We start from the raw sequence: 25,587 nt of genomic DNA, 5'->3' as shown, positions 1-25,587 counted from the left end.
CACCGTGCATGCCCCGATGTCGCGGTCACCGAGCGGCTGGAACATCCGCTCGCGGTCCATCGGATCGACACCAGGACCCGATCGACGACCCGGACCTCGACCTGGCCGGCGTGATAGCTCGCGGCGACCAGCGGCGGCGCACCCTCAGGGCTGAACCGGAGGGCAAAGGGCCGCCTCATGACAGCTCTGGCTGTGGCCGGCGCGTCGCTGCGGCGGATGCTGCGGGACCGGACGGCGCTGTTCTTCGTGGTGCTGTTGCCCGTTCTCGTGATCGCGATCATCGGCACCGTCGTACGGAACCCTGGCGGCTTCCGGATCGGCGTTTTGTCAGAGCAGACCTCCGGCGGTCCCCTTGCCGCCACCTTGGCCGAGGACCTCGCCGCAGCCGGTCCGGTCCATCCCCAGACCGATGAGCAGAGCGCACGTACGGCGTTGCGGCGCGGCGAGTTGGACGCGGTGGTCCTGGTCCCGACCGGCCTGGAGGCGGCCTTGCTGCGGGGAGACAGCGTGGTGATTCCGGTGCTGGCCGGTGGTGCGGAGTCGACGCAGAGCGCCGTACGGTCCGCTGTCTCCGCCGCGGTCGCACGGCACGCCGAGCGGATTCAGGCGGCCGCGTTCGCCGCCCGGAAGACCGGCAGTACCGTCGCCGAACAGTTGCCTAGGGCTACTGCACTGCAGCAGGTGACCCCCGCATCACGGTCAGCACCGAGAATGTGGCCAGCGACAGTGACTACCTGCCCCTGGGGTTCGGGTACAGCGCGCCGACCATGCTGGTGCGGTTCGTGTTCATCAACGCGTTGGCCGGTGGTGCGACGGTCGTACAAACCCGCCAGCTCGGCATCTACAGCCGAGCGCTCGCGGTGCCCGTCCGGGCGCGGGACCTGGTGTTCCGAGACTTTTTCCTACCTGGCGTTCTCGCTGCTGCAGTCGGCGCTGATCATCGGCACCGGTTCGCTGCTGTTCAGCGTCGGCTGGGGCAACCCGGCGGCGGCCTTCGCACTGGTCGCGACGTGGGCACTGGTCGGCACCGGAGCCGGCATGCTCAGCGGTGCGGCCTTCAAGAATCCCGACCAGGCGTCGGCGATCGGGCCGGTGGTCGGTATCGCGTTCGCCATGCTCGGCGGCTGCATGTGGCCCCTGGAGATCGTGCCGGACACGGTCCGTACCCTCGGCCATGCGACACCGCACGCCTGGGCGGTCGACGCCTGGATCACCGTGCTGTCCCGCGCTGGCGGCGTCGTGGACATCGCCACGGACCTGACCGTACTCGCCGGATTCTCCCTCGGAATGCTTGGGCTGGCCTCGATCCTCCTCGAGCGCCGCCTCAGCAGCTGAACCCAACACCACGGACCCGTCCCGCCCCGACCGCAGCCCCTGGACCGATACCTCCTCACGAGCTGCACCCGCGTGGGGTGGTCAGTTGGCCGGTGCCGGACGTACTCCGGTGATCGCGAAGCTTTCGACGCCTTGCAGGTGGCCGCCGGTCGAGGCGACCACGGTCAAGGCGGAACCCATCGCGCCGGTGAAGCCGACCTGGGCCGACCACGGTTGCCGTTCACCTCCGGCGGGGAGGCAGCAGAACGTGCCGATCGGCTGCTCGGAAGACAGTTGCCGCACCTCGACGCGGATGGATTCGTCCACACCGGTGATCCGCCCACCCACCGTCATTGGTGAGGTGACGGTCGCGCCGTACCGGGGGCGGTCCAGGGTGAAGGTGGTATCGATGCTGCCGACGACCTCCCACGGCGCGTCCGGTCCCTGACCGATCCGGGCCAGGTGCAGTGTCGCGGCGCGACCGAGTCGGCCTTCGGCCTGGTAGCCGACGCCGATCCGCGCTTCGTCACCGCTGACCGAACGGGATACGACCCTGTTGACCTCGGTGAAGCCGAGGTACCCGGTCGTGAACGACAATGCCGTTTGCTCCGGATCGAGGTGCCAGGGTTGCTGTCCGCCGCTGCGGTACTTCTGTTGCCACGCGGCCGCGTCGAACGCCGAACTGAACGGCCAGAGTGCCTGGTAGGCGAACGGGCGGACCGTAGTGGTCGAACTGGGCGTCGAAGATGCCGTCGGTACGGTGGCGGACGGCGTCGGCGACGTATTGACCGATGGCGTCGGTGTCGCGCTCGCCGATGGTGACGGAGCGCTGCCCGGCTCCGATCCCGAGTCACGCAGAAGCACGACGGCCAGGACGGAGATCAACGCGATGCTGGTGACCGCTGCGACCGCGATGGCAATCCGCATCCGCCGGGTTGCCCGGCGCAGCGGTTCCGGCTCACTGCCCGGAAGGTTGTCAGGGCCTGTGTTCGTCATCGCTCCGCCTCCCGAGTCTCCGCGCTGTGGAGCGAGGGAAGCCCACCGCCGCTCCGGCAGCGGGCCGAGATGTACGGTGCACGGCTGTGGGCCGCTTCTCCGTACCCTTTCGCATGGCTTCCCTCGCCCACTTCTATTCCAGCTCCAGTGTCCGGGGCGAATCAGGGCCGAAAGTCACCACTCCGAGGGCCTGACGGGGTCAGGTGCTGAGGAAGGTCACACAGTCAGCCATGGTCCGCAGCCGGGGATAGTGGTCGGACGGGGGAGGGCTCTCAGGCGTACTGCGGTCACCTTGTACCCGGCCGCACGGACGGCGTCCAGCAGGGTTGCCCCGCCGCAACCTCGACATCACCTCGTTGCCTGGATAGTTCCGGCTCGGTCGCGCGGAACTCGCCCACCGTTACGATGTGCCCGCCGCGAGGGCGACCCCAGAGGCGAGGGTCCCCGTCGGTCCGGTCCCTTGTCAGCCGGCCGGCCGGGGTCCGATCGTCGCCTCGGTGTGGATGATCGCCACCGGACAGTGAGTGTGGTGGAGCAGGCCGCGGGACACCGATCCGAGCCGCAGCGGGGTGAATTCCGAGCGGCCGACACCGCCGACGACGACCAGGTCGGCGGCTTTGGAGTACTGCGCCAGCACCTGGACGGGGTGACCCGGCTGGTAGTGGGTGCGGAACACCACGTCGGGGCATTTGTCCGGCCAACCGGCGACCGCCTGAGTGACCAGTGCGCGGGCGTCCTGCCGCCAGGGAGCGTTGTCGGGGTCGACCCAGACGGTTGGGGGCGGGGTGTCCTCGGGCACTCGTGGCACATGGACGATGGTCAGCTCCGCCCGCCGTTCCGCTGCGACCTCGAACGCGAACCCCAGCGCGGCCTGGCAGGCCTGCGAACCGTCGACGCCGACGACGACCACGCCGAGCTCGCCCTGGTCGCACCGCCAGTTGTCCGGTACGACGACCAGGGACGTCCGGGAGAGCGCCGTACAGACCTGTGAGATCGAACCGAGACTCAGCTCGGCGAATCCACCGCGCCCACGCCGGCCGATCACCAGCAGGGCGGCGGACCGGGCGACGTTCAGCAGCACCTCGGCGGGATGACCGTGCCGGACCTCCAGGGTCGCGCCGGTGAAGCCGAGTTCGGCCAGTTCGTCGGCGGCATCCTCGAGGACCCCGCCGCCGTCGTCGATATCCGGCGCCGCACCGAGGGGATGGGCCGGTTGGTCGTCGTCGGCGACATGTACCGCGCGGATTCCCCAGCTTCGCCGCATGGCCAGGTCGGCGGCCCAGTCCAGTGCGAGGACGCCGTCGCGCGATCCGTCGATCCCGACCACGATCGTCGGGCGAGCGTCTGCGGACATGATCGTCACCTTTCCCTCGATGGGCGGTGTGTTTCCAGGGAACCCCGTCGCCGCGGGAGCCGAGGAGTGCCGGATGACAGCACCGTGCTGGGGCGAAGGACCTTCGTCTCGGTCGGACGCCGCCTCCGGCCGGGGCCTTTCGGCCCTGGGAGCCCTGCCACGCGGGCGATCGAATGGACTCGTGAGGGATACGGGCTGCCGGCCCGGCGCAGACCCTGAGCTGAGTGTCCGGATCCAGCAGACCACGACCGTGTCCCTCGCCGTACTTCGGCGGGCGTCCGAACCGGCGCCTCGGCACAGCGGCCGGGAGGGGCGGATGAACCAGGCCCGCCGGTGGTGCTCCGACTCCAGAGCCGAGGAACGCGATGACGACATCCCTGCCGGCCGGCGTGCGCGACGAACTGCTCAGGGCGGCCGTCGCGGCGCCCTCGGTCCACAACACCCAGCCCTGGAAGTTCCGCTTCCACGACCGGGTGGTCGAAGTGCACCGCGACCCGGCGCGCGAACTGCCGGCCGAGGATCCCGATCGGCGGATGCTGTACCTGTCTCTCGGCGCCGCGGCGTTCAACCTCCGTGTCGCCGCCGCCCGGCTCGGCCATGGCACCGACATCAGGTACGTGCTCGATCGTGCTCGTCCTGGGCTCGTCGCCGAGGTCGAGTTGCTGACGCCTGGCCCGGAGGCCGAACAGTTGCGGCTGCTGGCGCCGTACCTGGCCCTGCGCAGGACCAACCGGCAGCCGTATTCCGGCCGCCGGGTCGCGGCGGAGGTCCGTGAGTTGCTGGTGCTGACCGCCCGGCTGGAAGGGGCCGAGCTTGAGTGGCCGACCGCGGCGACTCGGCGCGAATGGTTGCAGCTGGCAAGCGACGATGCGGGCGCTCTCGACGACGAGGACCCGGACCGGACCGCCGAGCGACGTCGCTGGGTCGGGGGCGTCCGGGTCGGTGACGGCGTTCCGCGCAGTGCGTTGGGGCCGCGGGGCCCCCGGGGCGCGTCGCTGGTCCGCGACCTGGCCGCCACTCCCACGGACGAGAACCGGGAGCCCGCGAGCTTCGAGCCGAAGCCGCAGTTGGCCGTGCTCTCGACCCGTCACGACAGTCGGCCACACTGGCTTCGGGCCGGGCAGGCGTTGGAGCGAGTTCTCCTCGAGGCGACCGCCCGGGGATTGTCGACCTCCCTGCTGAACCAGGCGATCGAGCACGACGCGCTGCGGTGGCTCGTCAATGATCCACTCGGCCCGTGGCGGCGCCCGCAGGCCATCATCCGCGTCGGCTACGGTCCGCCCGTCCCTCCGACTCCGCGCCGCCCGATCGCCGACGTACTGCTCGACTGAGCCGGCTGGACACAGCGCTCCTGGAGCGTCGCCGTCCCGGTATCGTGATGACGACGTGCTGAGCGCCGGCCGGGCCGGCAGTCAGTTCTTGTGACGGTGCAGGGCCCCGACGAGCTCAAGCCAGGCGTGGAGGCCGTCATGGTCGGCCGACCGGAAGCCGACGTGGCCGTCGGGGCGGACCGCCATGAGGTCGCGACCTGGCCGGCTGGTCAGGCGATGCACCCGAACACACGGGCCGAGCGTGCCGGGGTCCAGCGGCTGGGCGTCACGTGAGAGCAAGATGTGGATCCCGGGCGTCGCGGTGAGCTCGTGGAGTCGGATCGTCCTCCCGCTGCTGGTGACGGTTGCGTCGGGCAACCGGTCGCCGGGCCGGACACCCCGGCCGATGGCGGGTGTGCCTAGCTGCGAGAGGACGCTGCCGCGGTAGCTCACCCGCAGTTGTGACAGCGTGCGGACGGCTTCGCTGAGGAGCCGCTGACGCCGCATGAGAAGTGGTACGGCGGGGGCCGCCAGGGGCGCGAGCTTCCCACGCAGCAGGGCGGGCAGCGGATGGGTGGAGGCTTCGGCGCAGAAGATCAGGTGCGTCATCACGAGCACCTGCCGGGCGACCGGCCGACGTTCCTGATCGTAGGAGTCGAGCAGTTCGGGCTGCCGGTGGCCAGCTGCGTAGGCCAGCTTCCAGCCCAGGTTGGCGGCGTCCTGGATCCCGGTGTTCATGCCTTGTGCCCCGGCCGGCGAGTGAGTGTGCGCCGCGTCGCCGGCGAGGAACAGTTGGCGATGCCGGTACGTCGCGGCCAGCCGATACTGCAACGGCACCCGGGCAGACCACTGCAGTTCCCGTACGGCGGCACCCAGCTGCGACTGGTCGAGTAGCTGCTGGATCTCGGACAACGGAACAGGCAGGCCTGGCTGCCCGAAGCCGTCGTCGACCCGGTCACCGGCCGATCGGGTCGCGAGCAGGCGCCAGGTCGCTCCCTCACCGAGCGAGAAGGCGAAGAGCAACCCGCTGGTCCCCGCGGCGACATGCAGTACGCCTGGGGCGAGGTCGCCGTCGAGCTCGACGTCGGCCAGCACGACCTCCTGCCGGTAGGCCGCGCCGCGCCAGCCGATCCCGGCCCGGGATCGGACGGTGCTCGCCGGGCCGTCGCACCCGGCGACGAACCGGCACGTTGTCTCCGACGTCCCGCCGGCCGATCGCAACGTGGCCCGGCAGTCGCCCTCGGCGTCCGGGCTGGGGGCCACGTCGACCAGCTCGACTCCCCGCTCGATGGTGATGCCGCGGCGGGTCAGAGCCTGCGCAAGGACGGTCTCGACGTCCATCTGCCGTACGAGCGTGAGATGGGGGAACGCAGTGTCGGGCAGCGCGAACTCGCCCAGACGGACGGAGGCGCGTCGGCGCCCCAGATGGAGCTCGGCCTCCGGGGACGTGTCACCTCGGTCGAGCAGTTCCCCGGTGACGCCGAGAGGCCGAAGACACTCCAGCGTCCGAGGGAACACGATCATCGCCCGCGATCGCCGGTAGGCCTCCGGCCGTCGTTCGACCACGCGGACGGTCGCGCCGTGATCGTGAGCCTGGAGGGCCGTCGTGAGTCCCGTCGGCCCTGCGCCGACCACCAGGACATCCACGGGCGTGCTCAGCGTACGCCGACCAGGCGCCACCATGCCCCCTCGTCGGCCGGCTCGACCGGGTCCAGCAGCTGGGGGTCGGCAAGCACCTCGTCGCGACGCAGACCGGTCACCACCTGGTAGTGGATCGAGCCGGGGACGCTCACCAACTCGAGCACCCGCCAGAGTGCACGGGCATACGCCTCCGCAGACTCCGCGCCGTCCCACTCGTAGACTCCCCGGTAGGTGCCGAGTTCGTCGTGGGCCAGCCACAGCTTCGAGATGAAGCCCGGGAACCCGACGAACAGCGGAGTGTTGAACCAGGACTCCCACCGGAACAGCGCGTGACCCCGTCCGCGCACGCCGCGCAACTGGAACGTGACCACCAGAATGCAAGGATCGGCCTGCGACGGCCGGTCGACGACCGTCTCCCGGTACACCCGGCCCTGCGTTCCGTCAGCGAACCGCAGGTATTTGCCGACGTGCTCGCGCGGTTGACGAACGCGTCGTTGCAGCAACAGCTGTCCCGTTGCCACCACGCAGCGCCCAACCGCGGCCAGCGCGACGGCTCTGGGCAGGGGGCCTTGCTCGCTCACCAGGTCACCTCCGTTCCGCCGGGGTGGTCATGACCTCGCGGATCCGCATCGTCCTATCCTCACCTCTCCGATTCGCTGATTGCTCTTCAGCGTCCATCTGACGCGCCGCTCGGTGACCAAGTCACGGAGGATTCCGAGGGCCAGGGACACCTGCAGAACTGCACGGCCCGCATCACGGCCGTGGCGGTGAAGACCTTCGACATCGACTGGACACTGAACATGGTGTCGACAGTGACCGGCGTACCCCCGTCGCTGTCCGTGGAGCCGAACCCCTGCTGCCACACCACCCCGTCGCCGTCGACCAACGCCAGGGCAAGTCCGGGATTCTGTTTCTGGGCCATCAGCTCGGGGATCCTGGCCTGATAGGTCGCGATCACCGCGGCGACGCCGTCGCTCTGGTCGGCCTGAAATGCCGCTCCACAACTGGCCACGCGTGATCCACAAGAGATCCTCGTGACCAGTCGGATGGGAACGATGACAGGCTCGGGAACGCGTCCTCGTGTCACCCGCGACGAGTTCGACGAGGACTGAGCCCGGCTGCGTGAGGACCAGCGAGGTGAGCACCTCATGAAGTGCCTTCGAGGGCACAGACCAGCCCGGGTAGGGACCTTTGGACCATCCATCGGGAGGACACGGACCCTGTCGACGACCGGCCTCGTGGCGTTCGGTAGAGGTGACGACCGAGTGCGCTGGAGGAGCCATGAGGCATCCGTTGAAGGTGTCGGACGTGATGACGCGCGACGTGATCACGGTGACCGAGGACACGCCCTACAAGGACGTCGTGTCCGTGCTGGCGGAGAACCACATCAGCGCGGTGCCGGTGCTGAACCGGTACGGCGGCGTGGGTGGCGTGGTCTCGGAGACGGATCTGGTCCGCAAGGAGGAGTTCCAAGGTTCGCGGCGGCCTCCGTGGGCGCTGCGCTGGTGGCAGCATCGGTCGCGGTCGAGGGCCGTTGCCCTGCGGGCAGCCGAGCTGATGTCGCATCCGGCGGTGACGATCGAGCAGACAGCGACGATTCCCGAAGCGGCCAGGTTGATGGCGGCGCGGGGCATCACCCGCCTGGTCGTGACCGACGGCGACATGCTGACCGGCATCGCGACGAGATCGGATCTGCTGAAGGCATTCCTGGCACCGGACGAGCGCATCCTGCATGAGGTCCGGCAAGAGGTCGTCGTACACGCCCTGTGGGATGACCCATTCGGCATCGAGCTGGCCGTCCAGGACGGCGTCGTCACAATGTCCGGCGAGGTCGACCGCCACAGCACAGCCGAACTCGTCGAGAAGCTGACCGCCGGGGTCGACGGCGTGGTCGGCGTCGACAACCAACTCAAGTGGGTGTACGACGACACGACGTCGACTCCGAATATCCAACCTTCACCGGAACACAGGCGCCGTCCCTGACAGGCCCCGGCGCCGGTTCCGGATCCACCATGTGGTGCCTCACAGCTCGGGCACCGTCAGCAGGGGTTCGGCGATGGCGTAGTCCACCACCGGACCGTCGCGGCAGATCAGCAACGGCCCGAGCTGGCAATGCCCACACAAGGCGATCCCGCACTTCATCGAACGCTCGAGCGACACGCGGATCCGCTCGGCTGGGACCTGCCCGCGGAGCAGGACCTGGGCGCTGAACCGCATCATCGGCTCCGGGCCGCAGAGGAACGCGACGGTTCGCTCCGGATCGAGCCGGAGCCGGGACAGCGGCTCGGTGACGAATCCGACCGTGCCGTCCCAACCGGCTGCCGGCCGATCGACGGTGAGTTCGATGTCGAGCTCATCGCGGACAACCCAACGGTCCAGCTCGGCGCGGAACAGGAACTCGTCCGGCGTGCGGGCGCCGGCCACCAGCACGACTCTGCGGTATGCCGTACGTCGGGTCAGTGCCGTCACCAGAAGCGGTCGCAGCGGGGCCAGTCCGATGCCGCCGGCGACCACCACGAGATCGTTGCCGATGGCGTCGTCGAGAGTCCACGTCGTACCGAACGGGCCGCGAACACCGAGGACGGTTCCGGGCTGGGCGTCGTGCAGGGCCCGACTGACCGCGCCGACGGACCGTACGGTGTGGACCAACGTGTTGTCGTCGCCGATGCCGCTGACGGAGATCGGCACCTCGCCGACGCCGTACGCGTAGAGCATGGCGAACTGCCCCGGGTGGAACCGTGCCAGCGGCTCGTCGACCGGCTGCAGCCGCAGTGTGGCCGAGTCGCGGGTCTCGACCGTGCGGTCGACGACCTGGTACCTGACCGGAAGCATTGGTTCAGCCATGAGCGCTGTCCTCGTGCCTCCCGTCGCCGTACAGGTCCAGCAACCGCGCTCGGGTGGACTGCAACCGGTCGAGGACGACGACGAGCAACTGCCGGGTCAGCGCGTAACCGAGCCGGGGATCCTGGTCCGCGAGCCCTCTGAGCTGATCCGCGTCGAACGCCGTCGCCTCGACGGTGCCGATCGCGCGGGCTCCGAAGTGCCAGCGGTACGGCGGGACGAGCCAGGACCAACCGAGCAGATCGCCAGGTCCGAGTGTCTGGATGACAACATGGCCGCGGCCGGGCACCGCCGTGTCGAGCGCGACGCGGCCGTGCCGAATCAGCCAGCAGTGGTCGGCCCGGCCGCCCTCGACGAACAGCCGGTCGCCGTCGTCGTACGAGACCTCGTGGGCAGTGCGGAGCACCGCCTCCTGCTCGTGGGCGTCGAGTTCGTCGAACAGACCCGCGTCAGCCATGGGCGGCGTTGTCGGCTGCGGTGAGCCGGCCTACCTCTTCGGTGAGGTCGATACCGACGGGGCACCAGGCGATGCACCGGCCGCAGCCGACGCAGCCGGACCCGCCGAACTGGTCGTGCCAGGTGCCGAGCTTGTGGGTGAGCCACTGCCGGTAGCGGCTCTCGCCAGAGCTGCGGACGCTGCCACCGTGCAGGTAGGAGAAGTCGAGCTCGAAGCACGACGACCAGCGTTGCCAGCGCTCGGTGTGGTCCCCGGTGAGGTCGCTGACATCCTCGGTGGTGGTGCAGAAGCAGGTCGGACAGACCATCGTGCAGTTGCCGCAGGTGAGGCACCGTTGCGCGACGTCCTCCCAGTGCGACGAGTCACGGCTGCCGGCCAGCAAGGCTCGCAGATCCACCTCAGGCATCGCCCGCCCCATCCGGTGCGTGGCCGTTTCGACTGCGGTGCGTGCCCTGTCGGTCTCGTCAACGGCCGCGTCGCGGTGGTCGATCCGGCCGAGCAGGTCGCGGCCGGCGTCGGTGCCGGCCTCGACCAGGAATCGGTGGCCGCCGGCCGGTGCCGGGGCCGTCAGCTCGGTCAGGGTCAGGTCCGCTCCGGGGCCGGCCGCGGGGCCGGTGCCCATCGAGGCACAGAAGCACACCTCGCCGGGTTCGGTGCAGTTCACCGCCACGACGAACAGCGACCGGTGCCGTGCCTCGAACGACCCGTCCGGATGGCTGCCGCCGCCGAGCACATCGTGAAGCTTCGCGATCGCGGCCAGGTCACAACCCCGGACGCCGAGCAGCGCGTACCGCGGTGACTCCTCATCGGCGGCGCGGAACGAGCCGTCCTCGTCGGTGGACCACAGGTTGCGGCGGGCCGGATGCAGGAACGTCTTCCAGGACTGCGGACCGGCGGAGTGGGCGAACATCGCGTCGTCCTCACGCCGCCGCAACCGGTAGTAGCCCGGTCCTGTCTCGACGCCCCAGCCGGCGGGCAGTTGGTCGGCGCCGGTGAGCTCGGCGAGCACGATCGCGCTGCCGGACACGGTTGGGCCGACCACCTGGTAGCCGTCGGCGATCAGCACCTGGACGAGAGCGCCGAGGCCGTCGGTGTCGATGATCGCTTGACCCATACCGCGATCGTCCTGGTGGCCGCCGTACCGGCCCAGGGCCGAAGGTCCCGGGCGGCGCGGTCTTCGGTCCCTGGCGGAGCCGTCAGTCACCCTGATGTGCTCACTGTGATGGACACTCCGACGCTTGCGGTCTTCAAACTCGCCTCGTGTGACGGTTGCCAGCTCACCGTGCTGGACTGCGAGGACGAGCTCCTCGCGCTGGCCGGGCGGGTGCGGATCGCGCACTTCCTGGAGGCGTCGAGCGCGGTGCTGCCCGGTCCGTACGACGTGTCACTGGTCGAGGGCTCGATCACCACGGCAGCAGACGCCGAGCGAATCCAGCGGATCCGGGCCGAGTCGCGGGTGCTGGTGGCGATCGGCGCTTGCGCGACGGCCGGCGGGATCCAGGCGTTGCGCAACTTCGGCGACGTCGCCGAGTTCGCATCGGTGGTGTACGCCCGGCCGGACTACATCGAGACCCTGGCGACCTCGACGGCGGTCGCGGACCACGTCCGGGTCGACTTCGAGCTGCGCGGCTGCCCGATCGACCGCCGCCAACTGCTCGAGGTGCTGACTGCCTTCCTGGCGGGCCGCAAGCCGGATCTGCCCGACACCTCCGTGTGCACCGAGTGCAAGCGCCGTGGCCTGACCTGCGTGATGGTCGCCGACGGTACACCCTGCCTCGGACCGGTCACGCACGCCGGATGCGGGGCGCTGTGCCCGGCGTACCGGCGCGGATGTTTCGGCTGCTTCGGCCCGATGACCAAGCCCAACGTGGCGGCGCTGCTCCCCAGGTTGCGGGAGGCCGGGATGACCGACGCCGACATCGACCGGGTCTTCCTCACGTTCAACGCGGCTGCCGGCGGCTGGTTCTCGTGAGCCACCGCGCCAGGCAGTTGAAGGTCAGCTCACTCGCCCGTGTCGAGGGGGAGGGTGCGCTGCGTGTCACCGTTCGGGACGGCGTCGTGGAGCGTGCGGACCTGCAGATCTACGAGCCGCCGCGATTCTTCGAGGCCCTGCTGCGCGGGCGGAGCTACACCGAACCACCCGACATCACCGCGCGGATCTGCGGCATCTGCCCGGTCGCCTACCAGACCAGTGCGTGCACCGCGATCGAGGACGCCTGCGGGGTGCGGGTCGGCGGGCCGATCGGTGAGCTGCGGCGCTTGCTGTACTGCGGCGAATGGATCTCCAGCCACGCTCTACACATCTACTTGCTGCATGCTCCAGACTTCCTCGGCTACCCGGACGCCATCGCACTGGCCACTGCCCATCGCGACATCGTCCAACGTGGGCTGGCCCTGAAGAAGGCCGGTAACGCGATCCTGGAGCTGGTCGGCGGCCGGCCGATCCACCCGATCAACGTCCGCGTCGGCGGCTTCTACTCGGCACCGGGCCGGGATCAGCTCGACGAGCTGGCCGCTCAGCTCCGTCCGGCGCTCGACGCGGCGATCGCCACGGTGTCCTGGGTGGCGGGATTCGACTTCCCGGACCTGGAGCTGGACCACGAGTTCCTGGCCGTGCACGACCCGGCTCGCTACGCGATCGAGAGTGGTACGACGTTGCGCCGCAGCGCGGGTCCCGCGTTCGGAATCGATGCCTTCAGCAACCATGTTGTCGAGGAGCAGGTATCACGCTCGACGGCGCTGCATGCCCGCCTGGACGGCCACCGGTACCTCACCGGACCGCTGGCCCGCTACACCCTCAACCGCGAGCGCCTGTCGCCGCTGGCTCGCGAGCTCGCCGCCGGCGCGGGGCTCGGCAGCGAGTGCCGCAACCCGTTTCGCAGCATCGTGGTCCGTGCCGTCGAGATTGCGTACGCGGTCGAAGAGGCGCTGCGGTTGATCGAGAACTACCAGCCGCCGGAGCCTGCGTACGTCGTCGTACCGGCACGAGACGGCGTTGGGCACGGTGTCAGCGAGGCGCCGCGTGGCCTCCTGTACCACCGGTACGGGATCGGTGCCGACGGCCTGGTCCGGTCGGCGACGATCATCCCTCCGACGTCGCAGAACCAGGCTGCGATCGAGGACGACCTCCGGCGGGTGGTCGCGGCCAACCTCGATCTCGGTGACGAGCCGCTGACCGGGCTGTGTGAGCGGACGATCCGCAACTACGACCCGTGCATCTCCTGCTCGACGCACTTCCTCGAGCTGACCGTGGAGCGGCAGTGACGACGGCAGTGGTGATCGGTGTCGGGAACGAGTACCGCCGCGACGACGGCATCGGGCCCGCCCTCATCGCTGCGCTCGAAGACCGTTGGCTGCCAGGTGTGAAGCTGATCGTGTCCGACGGCGAACCGGCCAGGCTGATCGATGACTGGGCCGGTGCACCACTCGCCGTGGTGGTCGACGCCGTGCTGTGCGACCCGTCGACGCCTGGCGAGATCCACCGCACCGAGGTTTCCCTCGAGCAACTCGCCGCCCCCGGTCCTGGAGATTCGGCCGTCGAAACCCACACCGCCGGCTCGCACAGCCTCGGCATCCCCGACGCACTGCGGCTCGCGGAAGCGCTGGACCGGCTGCCGCAACGGCTCGTCGTCTACGCGGTCGAGGCCGCGGATGTCGCGTTCGGCACCGACCTCTCGACCCCGGTCGCCGCCGCGCTGCCCCGACTCGTCGACGCCGTACTCAGCGCCCTGGACGAGCCCTTCAGCCGACGGTGAGTGCCTTCAGCCACTCCCAGAACATCTGCTCGCGGTCGGCGATCTCGCGCATCGGCGTGGTAGCCAGTTCCAGGAGGTCCGCCGCGACTCGGTGGTCATCGTCGAGGACGAGGACCCGTACCGGGGGACCACGGCGCCGCCGGCCGGTGGGCTGCCGGGATCACCCGCTTCACTGTTCATCTACGTAGAGGACGTGGATGCGGTCATCGCGCACGCAGTGGAACTGGGCGCGACGCTGCAGCGTCCGGCGGGGGACCAGTTCTACGGCGACCGCGACGGCCACATCATCGACCCGTTCGGCCACGGCTGGACCGTCGCGTCCACTTCGAGGACGTGACACCAGACGAGCTGATGCGCCGGATGGTCAACGGGCCCGGCGGGCGGCGCCGCCGTCCGGCTCCCAGGACTGAGCAGAGGAATGGTCGGCGGCCTGTTCCGTGACTAGTGGTGAAGAGGCGACCCGGGCGCGTGTCCACGGCCTCCCGTGCCCGCTCGTGCGAGGACGGGAGCATGCGGGTGTACAAGCGGAGGGTGAAGCCTGGGTCCGGGTGGCTCAGGTATTCCCAGCGAAGACCCACAGAACCGGCGTATCTCAAGACCTTCACGCCAAGGCCCGCGTCCGGGTTCAAGACAGGATGGAGGAACGAGGACGCGTCCGTGAACACGACCATGGCGACAGCTGCGCCGTCGGCGCACGATTCGTTGATTCCTGGACGTACCGGTGTGGTGTGCATAGGCTCGATGGTGGCCAGTCGGCCTCTCCTGGGATGTCCGCGCTGGCCGTGGTGGAGCCCGGCAATCCCCACGCCAACACGTTGCCGGGGGGAGACTCAGCACTGGAGGCCGTGATGACGACACACGCAGCACCCTCGACGTCGAGCGCTCAGCCGGGCGGGAACTCCGTTGACCCCGCCGTGCGGGTAGGGCTCTACGAGACCATGGTTCTCTCCCGCACCTACGAGGAGGCGATCCTCCGGGAGTACCACGCCGATAAAGGACCCGGCTTCGATATCGGCAAGGGGCTGGTCCCCGGGGAGATGCACCTGTCCGCAGGACAGGAGCCCGTGGCGGCCGGTGTGTGCGCACACCTGACCGCGGAGGATGCGGTGACCGCGACGCACCGCCCGCACCACTTCGCGATCGCCCACGGCGTGGACCTGCGGAAGATGACCGCAGAGATCTTCGGTCGCGAGACTGGTCTCGGGCGCGGGCGCGGTGGCCACATGCACCTGTTCGACCCTGATACGCATTTCTCCTGCTCGGGGATCATCGCCGAGGGCTACCCACCCGCGCTGGGACAGGCGTTCGCGTTCCAGCGCCGCGGCAGCAGCCAGATCGCTGTCGCGGTGACCGGTGAGGGCGCCGCCAACCAGGGCGCGTTCCACGAGTCGCTGAACCTGGCGGCCCGATGGTTGCTGCCGGTGGTGTTCGTGATCGAGGACAACGACTGGGCCATCTCGGTGCTGCGCTCGGCGTCCACGGCGATCGGCTCGAATGCCGACCGTGCAGCGGCCTACGGCATGCCGGGCGAACGTGTCGAGGACAACGACGTCGAGGGTATCTACGGCGCCGCACAGCGCGCCGTTGCCCGAGCCAGGGCGGGGCAAGGGCCGTCGCTGATCGAGGTTCACACCCTGCGGCTGTGGGGGCACTTCGAGGGCGATGCCCAGGGATATCGCCCCGAGCTCGCCGACGTGCCGATGCAGGACCCAATCCCTCGCTACGAGCAGACCTTGCGCGCGGCCGGGCACCTCGACGACACCGCCGCGGCCCGGATCAAGGACGCGGCGAGCGAGCGAGTCGAGGACGCGATCACCTACGCCAAGAACAGTCCCGTGCCTGACCCTGCGTCGGCCACTTCCTACGTGTTTGCCTGAGGAGACGACGATGACCATCATCGACACCCCGGCTGCACCCGCGCCCCAGGCAAGCCGCCGGCTGACCACGTCCAAGGCGATGGTCGAGGCCATCGCTCAGGAGATGGAACGCGACCCCTCGGTGTTCTACCTGGGCGAGGACGTCGGCGCCTACGGTGGAATCTTCAGCTCGACCACCGGGCTGCTCGAGCGGTTCGGGCCGCAGCGAGTCATCGACACCCCGATCTCGGAGACCGCCTTCATCGGCCTCGGCGTCGGCGCCGCGGTCGAGGGCATGCGCCCCATCGTGGAACTGATGTTCGCCGACTTCATGGGCGTATGCCTGGACCAGATCTACAACCACATGGCGAAGATCCACTACGAGTCTGGCGGCAATGTGAAGGTCCCGATGGTGCTGACCACCGCCGTGGGCGGGGGCTACTCCGACGGCGCACAACACTCGCAGTGTTTGTGGGGCACCTTCGCGCACCTTCCGGGCATGAAGGTCGTGGTCCCCAGCAGCCCCGCCGACGCGAAGGGCCTGATGACCTCGGCGATCCGTGACGACAACCCGGTCGTCTATATGTTCCACAAGGGCGTGATGGGGCTGCCGTGGATGGCGAAGAACGCCCGCTCCGTCGACGAGGTGCCCGAGGGTGACTACGCCGTACCCATCGGCAAGGCGAGGGTCGCCCGCGAGGGCAGCGACGTCACGGTCGTGACCCTCTCGCTGTCGGTGCACCACGCCCTCGACGTCGCCGAAAGTGTTGCCGGTGAGGGCATCGACGTGGAGGTCATCGACCTCCGCAGTCTGGTGCCGCTGGACCGCGAGGCGATCCTGACGTCGGTGGCCAAGACCGGCAGGCTCGTCGTCGTGGATGAGGACTACCGCTCGTTCGGTCTGTCCGGTGAGGTCGTCGCCACCGTTGCCGACCACGACCCAACGATGCTGCAGGTCCCGGTACAGCGGCTCGCGATGCCCGATGTGCCCATTCCGTATGCCCACGCACTCGAGTACGCCGTCCTGCCACGGCAGGACAAGATCGAGAAAGCCGTACGCGCTGCGGTGGCCGGATGACCGACGTGCCGTTCCCCGCATTGTCGAAGGACACACCGGACGCGGAGGGAGTGCTGGCTACCTGGTTCGTCAGTGACGGCGCCACCGTCAGCGCTGAACAACTGCTTGCCGAGGTACAGGTCGACAAGGTCTCGGCAGAGGTACCGGCACCCGTCGGCGGAGTGGTGCGCCTCCTCGTGGCGGAGGAGGAAACTGTGAAGCAGGGTTGCCCGATCGCGCGCATTGACTGAGTCCCCGACGGTAAATCGGGATCTGTCGCGCACTCGCCGCGCCCACGCCCGCCTGGACTTGGTCGCCGCCGGAGGCACATTCGGTGACTGTTGCCGCCGGACCGCGCCGCATAGGCTCACCTGTGAGGATCATGGTGTGCTGTCCGGGATCGCGGTTTGACCCGTATGAGAGCAGACCGCAGTGTCCTGGCTTAGATCTGTCGGCTGTGGTCCGGGGTGGTGCTTGCCGCCACCGGCCCGGCGGAGCGTGTCCCAAGAGGGGCCTTGCCGTGAACAAGGCGCCATCATAGCTTTGACCGCCCCTGCCGGCCCGGTGTTGGCCATCGCGCACCCGCACCGAACAGGAGTCCGACAGCCATGACCAGCATGCCCCAGGCGATAGTGACCGACCAGTCCGACACCTCCATCGAGGAGGTGGTGCTCGGCGTGGATACCCACAAGGACACGCATGTCGCCGCCGCGGTGACGGTGCTGGGTGGGGTGATTGAGTGCAAGGCATTCCCTACCACCGCGGCCGGCTACCGGGGTCTGTTGGGCTGGGCGCGTGGCCTTGGCTTGGTGCGCCAGGCGGGGGTGGAATGCACCGGCTCGTATGGCGCGGGACTGACCCGCTACCTGCTCAGCGAGGGCGTCGAAGTGGTGGAGGTCAACCAGCCGGACAAGGCCACCCGCCGCCGTCGGGGCAAGACCGACACCATCGACGCGCAAGCTGCCGCGCAGGCAGTGATCTCCGGCCGAGCTTCTGCGACCGCGAAGACCTGCGACGGCCCGGCGGAGATGGCCCGGATGCTCAAGCTGGCCAAGGATTCCGCGGTCAAGTCCCGCACGCAGGCGATCAATCATGACCAGCGCGGTCAGCTCGCCGACACCGGGCAGCCGGGTGAGTACCCTTGACCCGCGGGTCGGCCTTGGCGTGCGGCTGAACCTCGGTGTCCAGGCGCTCGATCGTGACCTGGACCGCGTCGATCATCGCCAGGCAGTCCTCGATCACCTCCCGCGACGCCGCCGGCAGATCCAGCCCGGCCAGCCACTGGCGCCCTGGATCGCTCCAGCAGCCCTCCGCCCGGTCGTGGCCGTGGTCGGCCAGGATTGCGTGGATCCGGTTGCGCAGCCGCGTCCGCAGCCGGACCAGCTGGATCCGGTGCCGCAGCCGGGCCAGCAGCTGACGCACCGCCGGCGGCGCGATCCAGGCCTCCGGCAGCAGATCGGCGCGCAGCAGCTGAGCCAGGATGTGCGCGCGTCGACCTTGTCGTTCTTCAACCGCGCCGAGGCGATCGCCTTGCAACGCGACGGGTGCACCAGATGCGGCTCGAACCCGTAGTCGTCGAGTAGCTCGACCAGCCACCCCCAGCCGAACGCGGCCTCGAACGCCACCGGCGTACCGATCGGCAGATCCCCGATCACCTTCAGCACCGTCTCGATCCCGTTCGGCACATTCCTGTTGGCCAGCACCTGACCGGCCTGATCCACCACCGCCACCTGCGAACGCTCGCGGTGAACATCGATTCCCACGTAGACAGACATCCCGGGCCTCCTTCCCGAGCTCGATACAGACAACCCGGAACGTACGTTCACCGGACCGAGCACGGAAGGGGGCACGGCCCACGCCCGGCCGACATAGGGTCAGGTCAGAGCTCGCTTTCGGTCCTCCGCCAAGTGATGTCCGCGTGACTGGAAGAGATCTACACCATCTTCGAAGGCACCTCCGAAATCCAGCGCCTGGTCATCGCCCGCGCCATCTCCGGCGTGCGCATCAGGTAGTACAGCCCACGCGCGCTACACAGGCGCTCCGTCGCTCCGCTCCTCCCGCGCCTGCTACGCGTGCTCCCACCCACCCCCGGCTTGTCGCCGGTGCATCCGTGCCGGCTGCGCCGGCGACCTGCGGGCTGCCGCCCGGTTTGCGCGCCGCCGCGCGCATCGACCGCCCCGTGGTTGCGCCGGGCGGGATGGGCGAGCGGTCTCGCCCCGGGCCGGTCATCCGTGGGCTTGTGTTGACTGGATGAGCGTGTCGCGCGCCACAGGTCCGTGGTCATTCGTCTCGTGCCAGATCGCCGTTGACGCGCCCGCAGCCAATCACGGTCATAGGAGTACCTGCACCCCGCCCCACGAAGACAGCGACCTCAGCGCGTCACGCGCTGGCCCGCTCGGCTGAGGAGACGGTCAGTGCGCCGAGTGGACGCAGCTTCGGGGCAGGAGCAACTGACCGGCCAGTGAGGTGGCCAGCTAGCCGCTCCCGGTGGAGTGGCGGAACGGACGCGGAGTGCAAGGGGACTCGAGGAGAACGAGGGACGTCCCCTCAGCACGTCCGCTCCGCCGGCTTGTGGCGATCAGGACCTCGTGTGTGCAGTGGCGGAGATGCTCTCTGATGTGTGCCGGGTGCCCGAGCACGGCGAGGTGGTGCAGTGTCGGCACGACGAGCGGTTGCCCGTCGGATTCCAGGAGCGATTCGAGGAGACCTTGGCCCAGACTGGTGATCGAGTCTCGTTGCATGAGGAGCCCGCGTGATGCTCGACATTCCCGATGAAGTGTGGAACAAGGTCGTGGCCGACGGAAACGCCGCGTGGCTCGACGAGCTGCCCTCGATCGTGGAATCTCTAGCGCAGGAGTGGTCATTGACCATCGGCGCCACGTTGCGCGGCGGCCACGCGGCGCTCGTCGTCGAGGCGACACTCGCTGACGGAACGGCGGCTGTCCTCAAGGTCGGCGTTCCGGGGACTCAGCGCGATCTCACCTTCGAGGCGACCGCGCTGCGCCTCGCCGACGGCGACGGCTGCGCGCGCCTGCTGCGCGACGACCTCGATCGCGGCGCACTCTTGCTCGAGCGACTCGGGGCCGCCATCTGCGATGTCGTGCCTGATCCCGCGACACGGCACGACATGATGTGCGATGTCGCTGTCCGGCTCTGGCGGCCGGCCAGCCCCGATCTCGACCTGCCGACGGGCGCCGACAAGGCACGCGAGTATTCCGACCTGCTGCCGCGACTGTGGGAAGAGACGGGTCAGGCGTGCTCGGAAGCGACCGTCGAGGACGCTCTGGCGTGCCTGGACCGTCGCCGCCGCGCCCACGATGACCGACACGCCGTGCTCGTGCACGGCGACGTCCACGACCTCAACGTGCTTCAGGCGGCGGACGGCACGTTCAAGCTCATCGATCCGGGTGGCCTGCGCGCTGAGCGAGCATACGACCTTGGCACCATCATCCGATGCAATCCCGACGCCGGCGACGACCTGCACGCCAGGGCGAAGCGGCTGGCCACCCACACTGGTGTAGACGCCACGGCGATCTGGGAGTGGGGAACGATCCACCGCGTCATCAGCGGCCTGTACAGCCGACAGATCGGGTTCCAGCCGTTCGGTGATCTGTTGCTCGCCGAGGCAGATCGACTAATAGCCAGCGGCCACGGACCGGGCGGTGGTCAGTAGCGGCGGATCGTCTTGATCCGCCGGTGATCTCCTCGTCGGTCAAGTACTCGCCTTTGTGCCAGCTTTCCCGGCTGGCGCGCCGAACCTCGTCGTACCGATCAAGACCCGGCTACTTTGCCTGGCGCTGCGCGAATGATGTTCGAACAGGTCCGCGATCTGCTGTACCGGTTCTCCCGCCGATGCGCCGACTCCGACTTTCCCGAACTGCAGCGCCTAGGGAGCTTTCACGACTCCCGTCGCCCAAGCTCCCTAGGCCGATGGTGGGGTTGTCGAAGAGCAGCCCCCACCAACTTCCACTCGGTGCAGGGATGAGCTCGTCGAGCCGCAGATCGTCATCGTCGTCGGTCACGAAGGAAGTCTGGCAGAACCTTCGGCCGGTTCACCGGACGGCCGTCGACGAACCTCAGCCTGACAAGCCACCATCGGCTCCCGCATCGAGCGGCCAGGCCAACGCCGCGCCGTCAACCCGACACGACTACGACGTCAACGTTCGTTGGAGAACCCCACTGCAAGTACGGTGAGTCAGTTATCGAACAGCACTATCAATCGGCACGTAATCCCAGCTCGCACCGTCGTCGACACTGCGGTAAAGGTGACCGCCGGGAGCAGCACCTGGAATCTTGAACGCGTTGTTCGTGGTCAACCAGACCGTCCCGCCCGCGACCGGGTCGATCCGAGTGATGAGCTGCTTGGCCGGCAGCCGAAGGTGGCGGCGCTGCCATGGGCCTGCCGGGTCATCGGCGACGAAGAGGTCGTGGCCCGCCGCCGTCCAGATCCGCCCGTCCGCCCCCCACGCCGCCGGGTGCGGTCGGCGCGAGCGCACTGGCACCATCGGCAGCCGGTACGGACCAGCCCAGTCCCGCGACCCGACACGCCGGTAGACGTAGCGGCCCTCCCACTTCGGCCGCCGAGCCGCGTCCCGGCCAGAGAGGGCCGACAACACCAGCAGGACAGTTCCATCCCGGCCCATCACCGGTTCAATCCGGCGTTCCGCGTTGACGGGCAGCCTCGGCGGCGGCTCCAACGCCTCCGGCTCCCAACTGACGCCCGCATCCACGGTCCGATACAGGACGTTCGCCCCGTTTCCTTCGGCTGCCACCAGCAGCCCGTCGGTCGCCGACTGAAAGGTCACGTCAACCACGCCAGAACCTTTCACGCCCGCAAGGCTGTGCCAAGTCGCGCCACCGTCCCAGGTGCGTACGAGATCGGTCCGCGCCATCCCGGGCATCCCGCTCTGCTGGTGAACATATGCCCTCAGCCACATCTGCCCAGGTGTCAGGAACCCTGCCCCCGACCCATTAACCGGAGCCTGTGCCAACGTCCAGCTGACACCGGCATCCTCGGTGCCGGCCAGGAAGGCGTCCGGCCCAACAAAGGGATCATCGGCGGCGTGGGGTTCCGGCCGGTAGCCATTGATGTCGTCGCCCTGCGACACTGCCAGCGCAAATGCGGCCCGACGCTCGTCGAACGCGGTCAACCTGCCGTAGAACAGACCCCGCCACGCCAACTGCGGACGCCAGGTCGCGCCGGCGTCCTGAGTAAACAGCACCCGGCACTGTGCCGCTTGCAGGTCCACGACATAGGCCCACCCGGCCGTCGGTGAGGCGAATGCCGTGTCGCCGACCACGAATCCGGCCTCGGGAGGCCGTGACTTCGCAGCGGCCACCTCCACCGGCGCAGGCGTGCCCGGCATCGGTTGCCAACCCGGCTCCACCATCGGCCCGCCTCCCTGAGGACATTGGTCCTGCCTCTGCCTTCCGACCGCCAACGTCGTGAGCCCGGACATGCTAACCCGGCCCTTCTGGTCCGCCGCCGAGCGGCGCTGCTGAGGTCACGCCGACTGCACCGCGGCGATATACAGCTCACGCGTGAAGTGGCGTGAGCCGCAGGCGAATTGCTACTACCCAGGGAAGTCCGGACGTCCGTTGACACCCAGTTCAACTGAGGTCAGGTTCGAGTTGCGCCAGGAGCTCAGGATCGATAGAGCATCAACCGCGGTGATGCTGGCCGCCGCGCGTCGCCTCGCCCAACATCACGAAGTCCGGCTGTCGTACTAGCCACAACCGTCGAGACATGGTGGCCAGAGATCCTTGCGTTCCTGCACACCGGGATCACCAACGCCGGCTCCGAAGGCATCAAGCGGATCGTCAAGACCATCGCCCGCGCGACGCCTACGGCTTCCGCAACCCGGGCAACCAGCGCGTACGCACCCCCGCTGCGCGACCACCCGTCGAGCCCGTGGATCGTAGAGGCCTTCGGTCTTCTGAGTCCGTCAACGTCTCCGCGCAAGGCCGTTACCGGAGACAATACGAGCGGCAGGTCGATGTGCTTCGACCAACAACAGCACGCGCACCCGCCAATACATCGGCCTGCTGAACAGCTGGACGATCAAGCTGTCCGACCCCGACACGATGAGCTATGCCCTGTCACTGACGCTGACCGTCGCGCTGCAGCTCTTCGCAGTCGTCACATCCACGTGGCACGGGACCGACGAAGGAACCCTCCTCTCGTCGTGCTCTACGTCTTCGAGTTCTCCGCAATCGCATCGCTCCTACCCGTCTCGTGGCAGGAATACCTCCGGCAGCAAGACATCCTCGAGCGGTTACGCAGCGAACGAGGCGCAAGTTGACCGTGGGGCCTCGGAAAGCTCGCCTTGACGCCTACGTCAAGAGCACGGGCAGTTTTCTTTTCAGGATGAGCGCATGGCGCCCGTCGTTACCCCCGATCGTGCCCTGACCTGTGAAAGGAACGTAGGCAGGCGGAGTCATTCGTGTCCCGCCCCCCGATCCCTGCTCGTCCATTCCCATGGGGTGGATAAGGCATGGGAGCCTGCAGGGGTCGGTGGGCAGCAGATGGTCCTATCTGCGAGGCGTGTCTCCTCGCCTGACCACGATCCGTCCCGCTATCCTAGGCCTCATCCGGAGGGGGATGCGCGATGCGCAATTCTAGAGTGATCGTTATCATCGTGGCTGCTGCCATACCCGTCATCATTACCGTCGTTGCGGTGTTCGCCGGGCCTACGGCGTGCAGCAAAAGGGCCGAGGTGATGCGCCAGTCTGGCCGGGGAGCTCGGGCTCGTCTCTAAGGACGATGGAGCCCGTTACCGGGGCCAGCCACAACCGATGTTCTCACGTTGATGGCGCGACCGATGGATTTCAACGAATTAGTCGACGCTCTTCACGCCAATGCCGAGCCCGATGCACGCCCCGAGAACCCTGAATCCTCGGGCTTCTCAACGTATCGCCTCGAGCAATCAGAATAACCTCATGGCTAAATTCAGCCTGGTTATTTGTTGACCAAGGTCTCCAAAAGATATTCCCTGAAGATGGGAGTAGCAATTGCGGCGACGGTTTGGTTGGTGTTTGGCGACGGTCGCGGCTGTGAGCATCATAGCCAATGGCATATGGGTGACGATGGTGCATCCGCCACCTACGAGCGACTATGCGTGGTACGCCGGAGCGGCCACCAGGATGAGCCACGACCTGGGGTACGTCGGATCGAACGGACAGCCAACTGCTTACTGGCCAGTCGGTTGGCCGTTCGTACTATCGGTGTTGTTTCGGCTGACTGGGCCGTCGGTTGCAGCCGGGTTGACATTACAAGTAGTGATTACGGCGGCAACGTCAGTGCTCATCGCACTGTTTGCCCGTCATATCACCAGAAGCAACAAGGCAGCGCTGACGGCCGGCCTGGCGTACAGTCTATTGCCAGAGGTGTGGGCGTGGAATTCCCAACTGGGTACTGAGCAATTGTTTACGCTGCTCACGCTTGGCATGTTGTATTCGCTCGCGCGAGCAAGTAGCTGGCGGGGTTACGCCGTGGCGGGTGCATTTGCTGGTTCGGCCTGCTTGGTCCGGCCAACTCTTCTGCTGTTCCCGCTCTTGCTGCTGGGTATAGAGTTCATGAGACAGCGGCGCCGGCGGGCGAGCATCGGTCGAGTAGCGGTGTTTGTGGCCGGCATGGTGCTGGTCGTTGCGCCCTGGACAATCCGCAATGCTGTCGTCTTCGAATCGTTCGTGCCCGTCTCGACCAACGGTGGTGTCAATCTGTACCAAGGCACACGTACCACTGATAGCTACTGGTGGTCGACCGACCCGAACCACAACCCATTGCTTCACGCCAGTAGCGAGGTTGAGCGCGACCGCCTTGGCGTCCATTTGGCGCTGCGCTATTGGGCTCATCACCCTCAGCGTTTTGTCGCCGACATACCACCCCGGCTCAAGGCTCTCTACAGTGGCAACGACATCGCCTTTGGCTGGCTCCACGGTGCTGGTGGCTGGTCCATACAGCGTTATCACACCTGGCGGTTGATTGCCGACGTGGCGTATTGGGTATTCATGGCCGTGGCGCTTATCGGCATGATACGAGCGTGGCAATCTCGGAGCCATAGCGTGTGGCTGCTCGGCTGTTTTGTACTGTTTTACAGTGCGCTCTGGATGTTCTTTCCGGTCTGGGACCGTTTTCGGTTTCCGCTCATGCCGGTCTTTGCAGTCTGGATTGGAGGAGTCTTTTCTGTCAGTCGTCTATCAAATCCTCGAAATACCTAGCAGGAGACGCATCAACCCCGCCCTCGCGCAAGGCTTCTCCTTTTAGTCTGGTTCGCGGCAATACGTTTCAACCATGTATACCGGATCAGCGGCACGGCCCGGGACGATGGCGGTTTCCCGACATCTGTCGCGATGTCGCCGCGCGTGCACAATGCCGGATGGGCGTCACGGGAGCGGCGCCAACCCGGTCAATGACCGCAGGTAGTTTCTGGTGGCCGCACTCCTGGCAGGTTTCTGCTCCGTCACAGCTCCGTAAGACGCTGACCGAGCATGATCACGGCCGGCCAAGGATGAAAGGCAAACAACAGGTGCGAAGGCACTTTCGGCCATTCGCCACCGGAGGTCAGCCCCACTGGAGCAGATCTACACCATCTTCGAAGGCACCTCCGAAATCCAACGCCTCGTAATAGCCCGAGCCATCTCCGGCATGCTGATCAGGTAGTACGACCCACGCGCGCTACAGGCGCTTCCCTCGTCGCGCCCGCTACGCCCGCTCCCACCAACCCTCCGGCTTGTCGCCGGTGCATCTTTGCCGGCTGCCGCCGGCCATCTGCGCGCTGCCGCCCGCGGTTTGCGCGCTGCCGCGCGCTGATCGACTGGCCCCGTGGTTGCAGCCGCGCGGGATGGGCGAGCGGTCTCGCCCGCGGCGCGGCTGTCCGCGGGCCGCGATGACTGGACGAGTGTGCCCGCTCGCCGCTGCCGACGCAGACTGTCTCTGCGGCCCGACTGTCAATGGATCTGTGAATGAAACTCAGTCATCCCTGGGCAGATTCGGCAGCGGAGGCA

Annotated in this window: 24 protein-coding genes; 14 read left to right on the top strand and 10 right to left on the bottom strand. The window is 68.0% G+C overall.

Annotation, left to right across the window (positions count from 1 at the left end; translation table 11 throughout):
- Positions 1-177 precede the first annotated feature (177 nt).
- Positions 178-1,335, top strand: a complete 1,158-nt coding sequence (locus ACZ3HV_RS33825; protein WP_465690377.1) for an ABC transporter permease — start codon at positions 178-180, stop codon at positions 1,333-1,335.
- 81 nt (positions 1,336-1,416) lie between these two features.
- Here ACZ3HV_RS33825 and ACZ3HV_RS33820 read toward each other — a convergent pair whose 3' ends face one another.
- Together ACZ3HV_RS33820 and ACZ3HV_RS33815 are read right to left on the bottom strand one after the other, a co-directional pair.
- The gene (locus tag ACZ3HV_RS33820) at positions 1,417-2,310 is read right to left on the bottom strand and encodes a hypothetical protein (protein WP_465690375.1); all 894 of its coding nucleotides are present in this window, start codon (positions 2,308-2,310) and stop codon (positions 1,417-1,419) included.
- Positions 2,311-2,773: 463 nt separating this feature from the next.
- Positions 2,774-3,664: a universal stress protein gene (locus tag ACZ3HV_RS33815; protein WP_465690373.1), complete on the bottom strand. Its 891-nt coding sequence runs from the start codon at positions 3,662-3,664 to the stop codon at positions 2,774-2,776.
- A gap of 365 nt (positions 3,665-4,029) precedes the next feature.
- Here ACZ3HV_RS33815 and ACZ3HV_RS33810 point away from each other — a divergent pair, with 365 nt between their 5' ends.
- Positions 4,030-4,995 (top strand): Acg family FMN-binding oxidoreductase, encoded by a 966-nt coding sequence (locus ACZ3HV_RS33810; RefSeq protein ID WP_465690371.1) that lies wholly within the window; start codon positions 4,030-4,032, stop codon positions 4,993-4,995.
- A gap of 81 nt (positions 4,996-5,076) precedes the next feature.
- Here the strand turns inward: ACZ3HV_RS33810 and ACZ3HV_RS33805 are convergent, their stop codons facing one another.
- The 3 genes from ACZ3HV_RS33805 to ACZ3HV_RS33795 form a co-directional block, all read right to left on the bottom strand.
- The gene (locus ACZ3HV_RS33805) at positions 5,077-6,657 is read right to left on the bottom strand and encodes an FAD-dependent monooxygenase (RefSeq protein WP_465690369.1); all 1,581 of its coding nucleotides are present in this window, start codon (positions 6,655-6,657) and stop codon (positions 5,077-5,079) included.
- The gene (locus ACZ3HV_RS33800; protein ID WP_465690367.1) at positions 6,630-7,196 is read right to left on the bottom strand and encodes a hypothetical protein; all 567 of its coding nucleotides are present in this window, start codon (positions 7,194-7,196) and stop codon (positions 6,630-6,632) included. Before ACZ3HV_RS33800 ends, ACZ3HV_RS33805 begins: the two co-directional genes overlap by 28 nt.
- Before the next feature lie 86 nt (positions 7,197-7,282).
- Positions 7,283-7,537 carry a serine hydrolase gene (locus ACZ3HV_RS33795; protein WP_465690698.1) on the bottom strand — a complete coding sequence of 85 codons (255 nt, stop codon included), beginning with the start codon at positions 7,535-7,537 and terminating at the stop codon, positions 7,283-7,285.
- A gap of 359 nt (positions 7,538-7,896) precedes the next feature.
- Here ACZ3HV_RS33795 and ACZ3HV_RS33790 point away from each other — a divergent pair, with 359 nt between their 5' ends.
- On the top strand, positions 7,897-8,598 hold the full coding sequence (locus tag ACZ3HV_RS33790) for a CBS domain-containing protein (RefSeq protein WP_465690365.1): 702 nt from the start codon (positions 7,897-7,899) through the stop codon (positions 8,596-8,598).
- 39 nt (positions 8,599-8,637) lie between these two features.
- Here the strand turns inward: ACZ3HV_RS33790 and ACZ3HV_RS33785 are convergent, their stop codons facing one another.
- Genes ACZ3HV_RS33785 through ACZ3HV_RS33775 form a run of 3 tightly spaced genes read right to left on the bottom strand, consistent with a single transcriptional unit; the run spans position 8,638 to position 11,027 of the window.
- Positions 8,638-9,459, bottom strand: coding sequence for an FAD/NAD(P)-binding protein (locus tag ACZ3HV_RS33785; RefSeq protein ID WP_465690363.1), 822 nt, complete (start codon positions 9,457-9,459; stop codon positions 8,638-8,640).
- Positions 9,452-9,913, bottom strand: coding sequence for a Crp/Fnr family transcriptional regulator (locus ACZ3HV_RS33780; RefSeq protein WP_465690361.1), 462 nt, complete (start codon positions 9,911-9,913; stop codon positions 9,452-9,454). The genes ACZ3HV_RS33785 and ACZ3HV_RS33780 overlap by 8 nt, the downstream gene beginning before the upstream one ends.
- On the bottom strand, positions 9,906-11,027 hold the full coding sequence (locus ACZ3HV_RS33775) for a 4Fe-4S dicluster domain-containing protein (RefSeq protein ID WP_465690359.1): 1,122 nt from the start codon (positions 11,025-11,027) through the stop codon (positions 9,906-9,908). The genes ACZ3HV_RS33780 and ACZ3HV_RS33775 overlap by 8 nt, the downstream gene beginning before the upstream one ends.
- 108 nt (positions 11,028-11,135) lie before the next feature.
- Here ACZ3HV_RS33775 and ACZ3HV_RS33770 point away from each other — a divergent pair, with 108 nt between their 5' ends.
- The 8 genes from ACZ3HV_RS33770 (at position 11,136) to ACZ3HV_RS33735 (ending at position 17,726) form a co-directional block, all read left to right on the top strand.
- Positions 11,136-11,885, top strand: coding sequence for an NADH-quinone oxidoreductase subunit B family protein (locus tag ACZ3HV_RS33770; RefSeq protein ID WP_465690357.1), 750 nt, complete (start codon positions 11,136-11,138; stop codon positions 11,883-11,885).
- Positions 11,882-13,177, top strand: coding sequence for a Ni/Fe hydrogenase subunit alpha (locus ACZ3HV_RS33765; protein ID WP_465690355.1), 1,296 nt, complete (start codon positions 11,882-11,884; stop codon positions 13,175-13,177). Before ACZ3HV_RS33770 ends, ACZ3HV_RS33765 begins: the two co-directional genes overlap by 4 nt.
- Complete coding sequence (locus ACZ3HV_RS33760; RefSeq protein WP_465690353.1) at positions 13,174-13,668, top strand: hydrogenase maturation protease; 495 nt, start codon at positions 13,174-13,176, stop codon at positions 13,666-13,668. Before ACZ3HV_RS33765 ends, ACZ3HV_RS33760 begins: the two co-directional genes overlap by 4 nt.
- 91 nt (positions 13,669-13,759) lie before the next feature.
- The gene (locus tag ACZ3HV_RS33755; RefSeq protein ID WP_465690351.1) at positions 13,760-14,005 is read left to right on the top strand and encodes a VOC family protein; all 246 of its coding nucleotides are present in this window, start codon (positions 13,760-13,762) and stop codon (positions 14,003-14,005) included.
- A 511-nt stretch (positions 14,006-14,516) separates the two neighbouring features.
- Positions 14,517-15,545, top strand: coding sequence for a thiamine pyrophosphate-dependent dehydrogenase E1 component subunit alpha (locus ACZ3HV_RS33750; protein ID WP_465690349.1), 1,029 nt, complete (start codon positions 14,517-14,519; stop codon positions 15,543-15,545).
- A gap of 10 nt (positions 15,546-15,555) precedes the next feature.
- Positions 15,556-16,602, top strand: coding sequence for an alpha-ketoacid dehydrogenase subunit beta (locus ACZ3HV_RS33745; RefSeq protein WP_465690347.1), 1,047 nt, complete (start codon positions 15,556-15,558; stop codon positions 16,600-16,602).
- Entirely contained in the window at positions 16,599-16,832 is a 234-nt protein-coding gene (locus ACZ3HV_RS33740; RefSeq protein ID WP_465690346.1) for a lipoyl domain-containing protein, read from the top strand. The genes ACZ3HV_RS33745 and ACZ3HV_RS33740 overlap by 4 nt, the downstream gene beginning before the upstream one ends.
- Positions 16,833-17,189: 357 nt before the next feature.
- Positions 17,190-17,726, top strand: coding sequence for an IS110 family transposase (locus tag ACZ3HV_RS33735; RefSeq protein ID WP_465690344.1), 537 nt, complete (start codon positions 17,190-17,192; stop codon positions 17,724-17,726).
- 93 nt (positions 17,727-17,819) lie between these two features.
- On the opposite strand, the gene ACZ3HV_RS33730 is transcribed toward ACZ3HV_RS33735, so the two are convergent.
- A complete protein-coding gene (locus ACZ3HV_RS33730) occupies positions 17,820-18,356 on the bottom strand; it encodes an IS110 family transposase (RefSeq protein ID WP_465690342.1) in 537 nt (178 codons plus the stop codon).
- An 831-nt stretch (positions 18,357-19,187) separates the two neighbouring features.
- On the opposite strand from ACZ3HV_RS33730, the gene ACZ3HV_RS33725 reads away from it, so the two are divergent.
- Positions 19,188-19,337, top strand: a complete 150-nt coding sequence (locus tag ACZ3HV_RS33725) for a hypothetical protein (protein ID WP_465690340.1) — start codon at positions 19,188-19,190, stop codon at positions 19,335-19,337.
- Positions 19,337-20,254 carry an aminoglycoside phosphotransferase family protein gene (locus tag ACZ3HV_RS33720; RefSeq protein WP_465690696.1) on the top strand — a complete coding sequence of 306 codons (918 nt, stop codon included), beginning with the start codon at positions 19,337-19,339 and terminating at the stop codon, positions 20,252-20,254. Before ACZ3HV_RS33725 ends, ACZ3HV_RS33720 begins: the two co-directional genes overlap by 1 nt.
- Positions 20,255-20,780: 526 nt before the next feature.
- Here ACZ3HV_RS33720 and ACZ3HV_RS33715 read toward each other — a convergent pair.
- The gene (locus tag ACZ3HV_RS33715) at positions 20,781-21,971 is read right to left on the bottom strand and encodes a WD40/YVTN/BNR-like repeat-containing protein (RefSeq protein WP_465690338.1); all 1,191 of its coding nucleotides are present in this window, start codon (positions 21,969-21,971) and stop codon (positions 20,781-20,783) included.
- 1,663 nt (positions 21,972-23,634) lie between these two features.
- On the opposite strand from ACZ3HV_RS33715, the gene ACZ3HV_RS33710 reads away from it, so the two are divergent.
- Positions 23,635-24,801: an ArnT family glycosyltransferase gene (locus ACZ3HV_RS33710; protein ID WP_465690336.1), complete on the top strand. Its 1,167-nt coding sequence runs from the start codon at positions 23,635-23,637 to the stop codon at positions 24,799-24,801.
- Positions 24,802-25,587: the final 786 nt, after the last annotated feature.

The sequence above is a fragment of the Kribbella sp. NPDC020701 genome (assembly GCF_055562215.1).
The sequence above is the reverse complement of the archived record's forward strand: the minus strand, read 5'-3'. Positions and strand labels throughout refer to the sequence as shown.

Bases quoted from the DNA above. Each gene is read 5' to 3' on its own strand.
- ACZ3HV_RS33725 (WP_465690340.1), top strand. From the start codon at position 19,188: ATGCTCTCTGATGTGTGCCGGGTGCCCGAGCACGGCGAGGTGGTGCAG.
- ACZ3HV_RS33750 (WP_465690349.1), top strand. From the start codon at position 14,517: ATGACGACACACGCAGCACCCTCGACGTCGAGCGCTCAGCCGGGCGGG.
- ACZ3HV_RS33795 (WP_465690698.1), bottom strand. From the start codon at position 7,537: ATGGCCCAGAAACAGAATCCCGGACTTGCCCTGGCGTTGGTCGACGGC.
- ACZ3HV_RS33790 (WP_465690365.1), top strand. From the start codon at position 7,897: ATGAGGCATCCGTTGAAGGTGTCGGACGTGATGACGCGCGACGTGATC.
- ACZ3HV_RS33805 (WP_465690369.1), bottom strand. From the start codon at position 6,657: ATGGTGGCGCCTGGTCGGCGTACGCTGAGCACGCCCGTGGATGTCCTG.
- ACZ3HV_RS33820 (WP_465690375.1), bottom strand. From the start codon at position 2,310: ATGACGAACACAGGCCCTGACAACCTTCCGGGCAGTGAGCCGGAACCG.
- ACZ3HV_RS33775 (WP_465690359.1), bottom strand. From the start codon at position 11,027: ATGGGTCAAGCGATCATCGACACCGACGGCCTCGGCGCTCTCGTCCAG.
- ACZ3HV_RS33745 (WP_465690347.1), top strand. From the start codon at position 15,556: ATGACCATCATCGACACCCCGGCTGCACCCGCGCCCCAGGCAAGCCGC.
- ACZ3HV_RS33740 (WP_465690346.1), top strand. From the start codon at position 16,599: ATGACCGACGTGCCGTTCCCCGCATTGTCGAAGGACACACCGGACGCG.
- ACZ3HV_RS33780 (WP_465690361.1), bottom strand. From the start codon at position 9,913: ATGGCTGACGCGGGTCTGTTCGACGAACTCGACGCCCACGAGCAGGAG.
- ACZ3HV_RS33825 (WP_465690377.1), top strand. From the start codon at position 178: ATGACAGCTCTGGCTGTGGCCGGCGCGTCGCTGCGGCGGATGCTGCGG.
- ACZ3HV_RS33730 (WP_465690342.1), bottom strand. From the start codon at position 18,356: ATGTCTGTCTACGTGGGAATCGATGTTCACCGCGAGCGTTCGCAGGTG.
- ACZ3HV_RS33770 (WP_465690357.1), top strand. From the start codon at position 11,136: ATGGACACTCCGACGCTTGCGGTCTTCAAACTCGCCTCGTGTGACGGT.
- ACZ3HV_RS33785 (WP_465690363.1), bottom strand. From the start codon at position 9,459: ATGGCTGAACCAATGCTTCCGGTCAGGTACCAGGTCGTCGACCGCACG.
- ACZ3HV_RS33815 (WP_465690373.1), bottom strand. From the start codon at position 3,664: ATGTCCGCAGACGCTCGCCCGACGATCGTGGTCGGGATCGACGGATCG.
- ACZ3HV_RS33720 (WP_465690696.1), top strand. From the start codon at position 19,337: ATGCTCGACATTCCCGATGAAGTGTGGAACAAGGTCGTGGCCGACGGA.
- ACZ3HV_RS33810 (WP_465690371.1), top strand. From the start codon at position 4,030: ATGACGACATCCCTGCCGGCCGGCGTGCGCGACGAACTGCTCAGGGCG.
- ACZ3HV_RS33735 (WP_465690344.1), top strand. From the start codon at position 17,190: ATGACCAGCATGCCCCAGGCGATAGTGACCGACCAGTCCGACACCTCC.
- ACZ3HV_RS33715 (WP_465690338.1), bottom strand. From the start codon at position 21,971: ATGGTGGAGCCGGGTTGGCAACCGATGCCGGGCACGCCTGCGCCGGTG.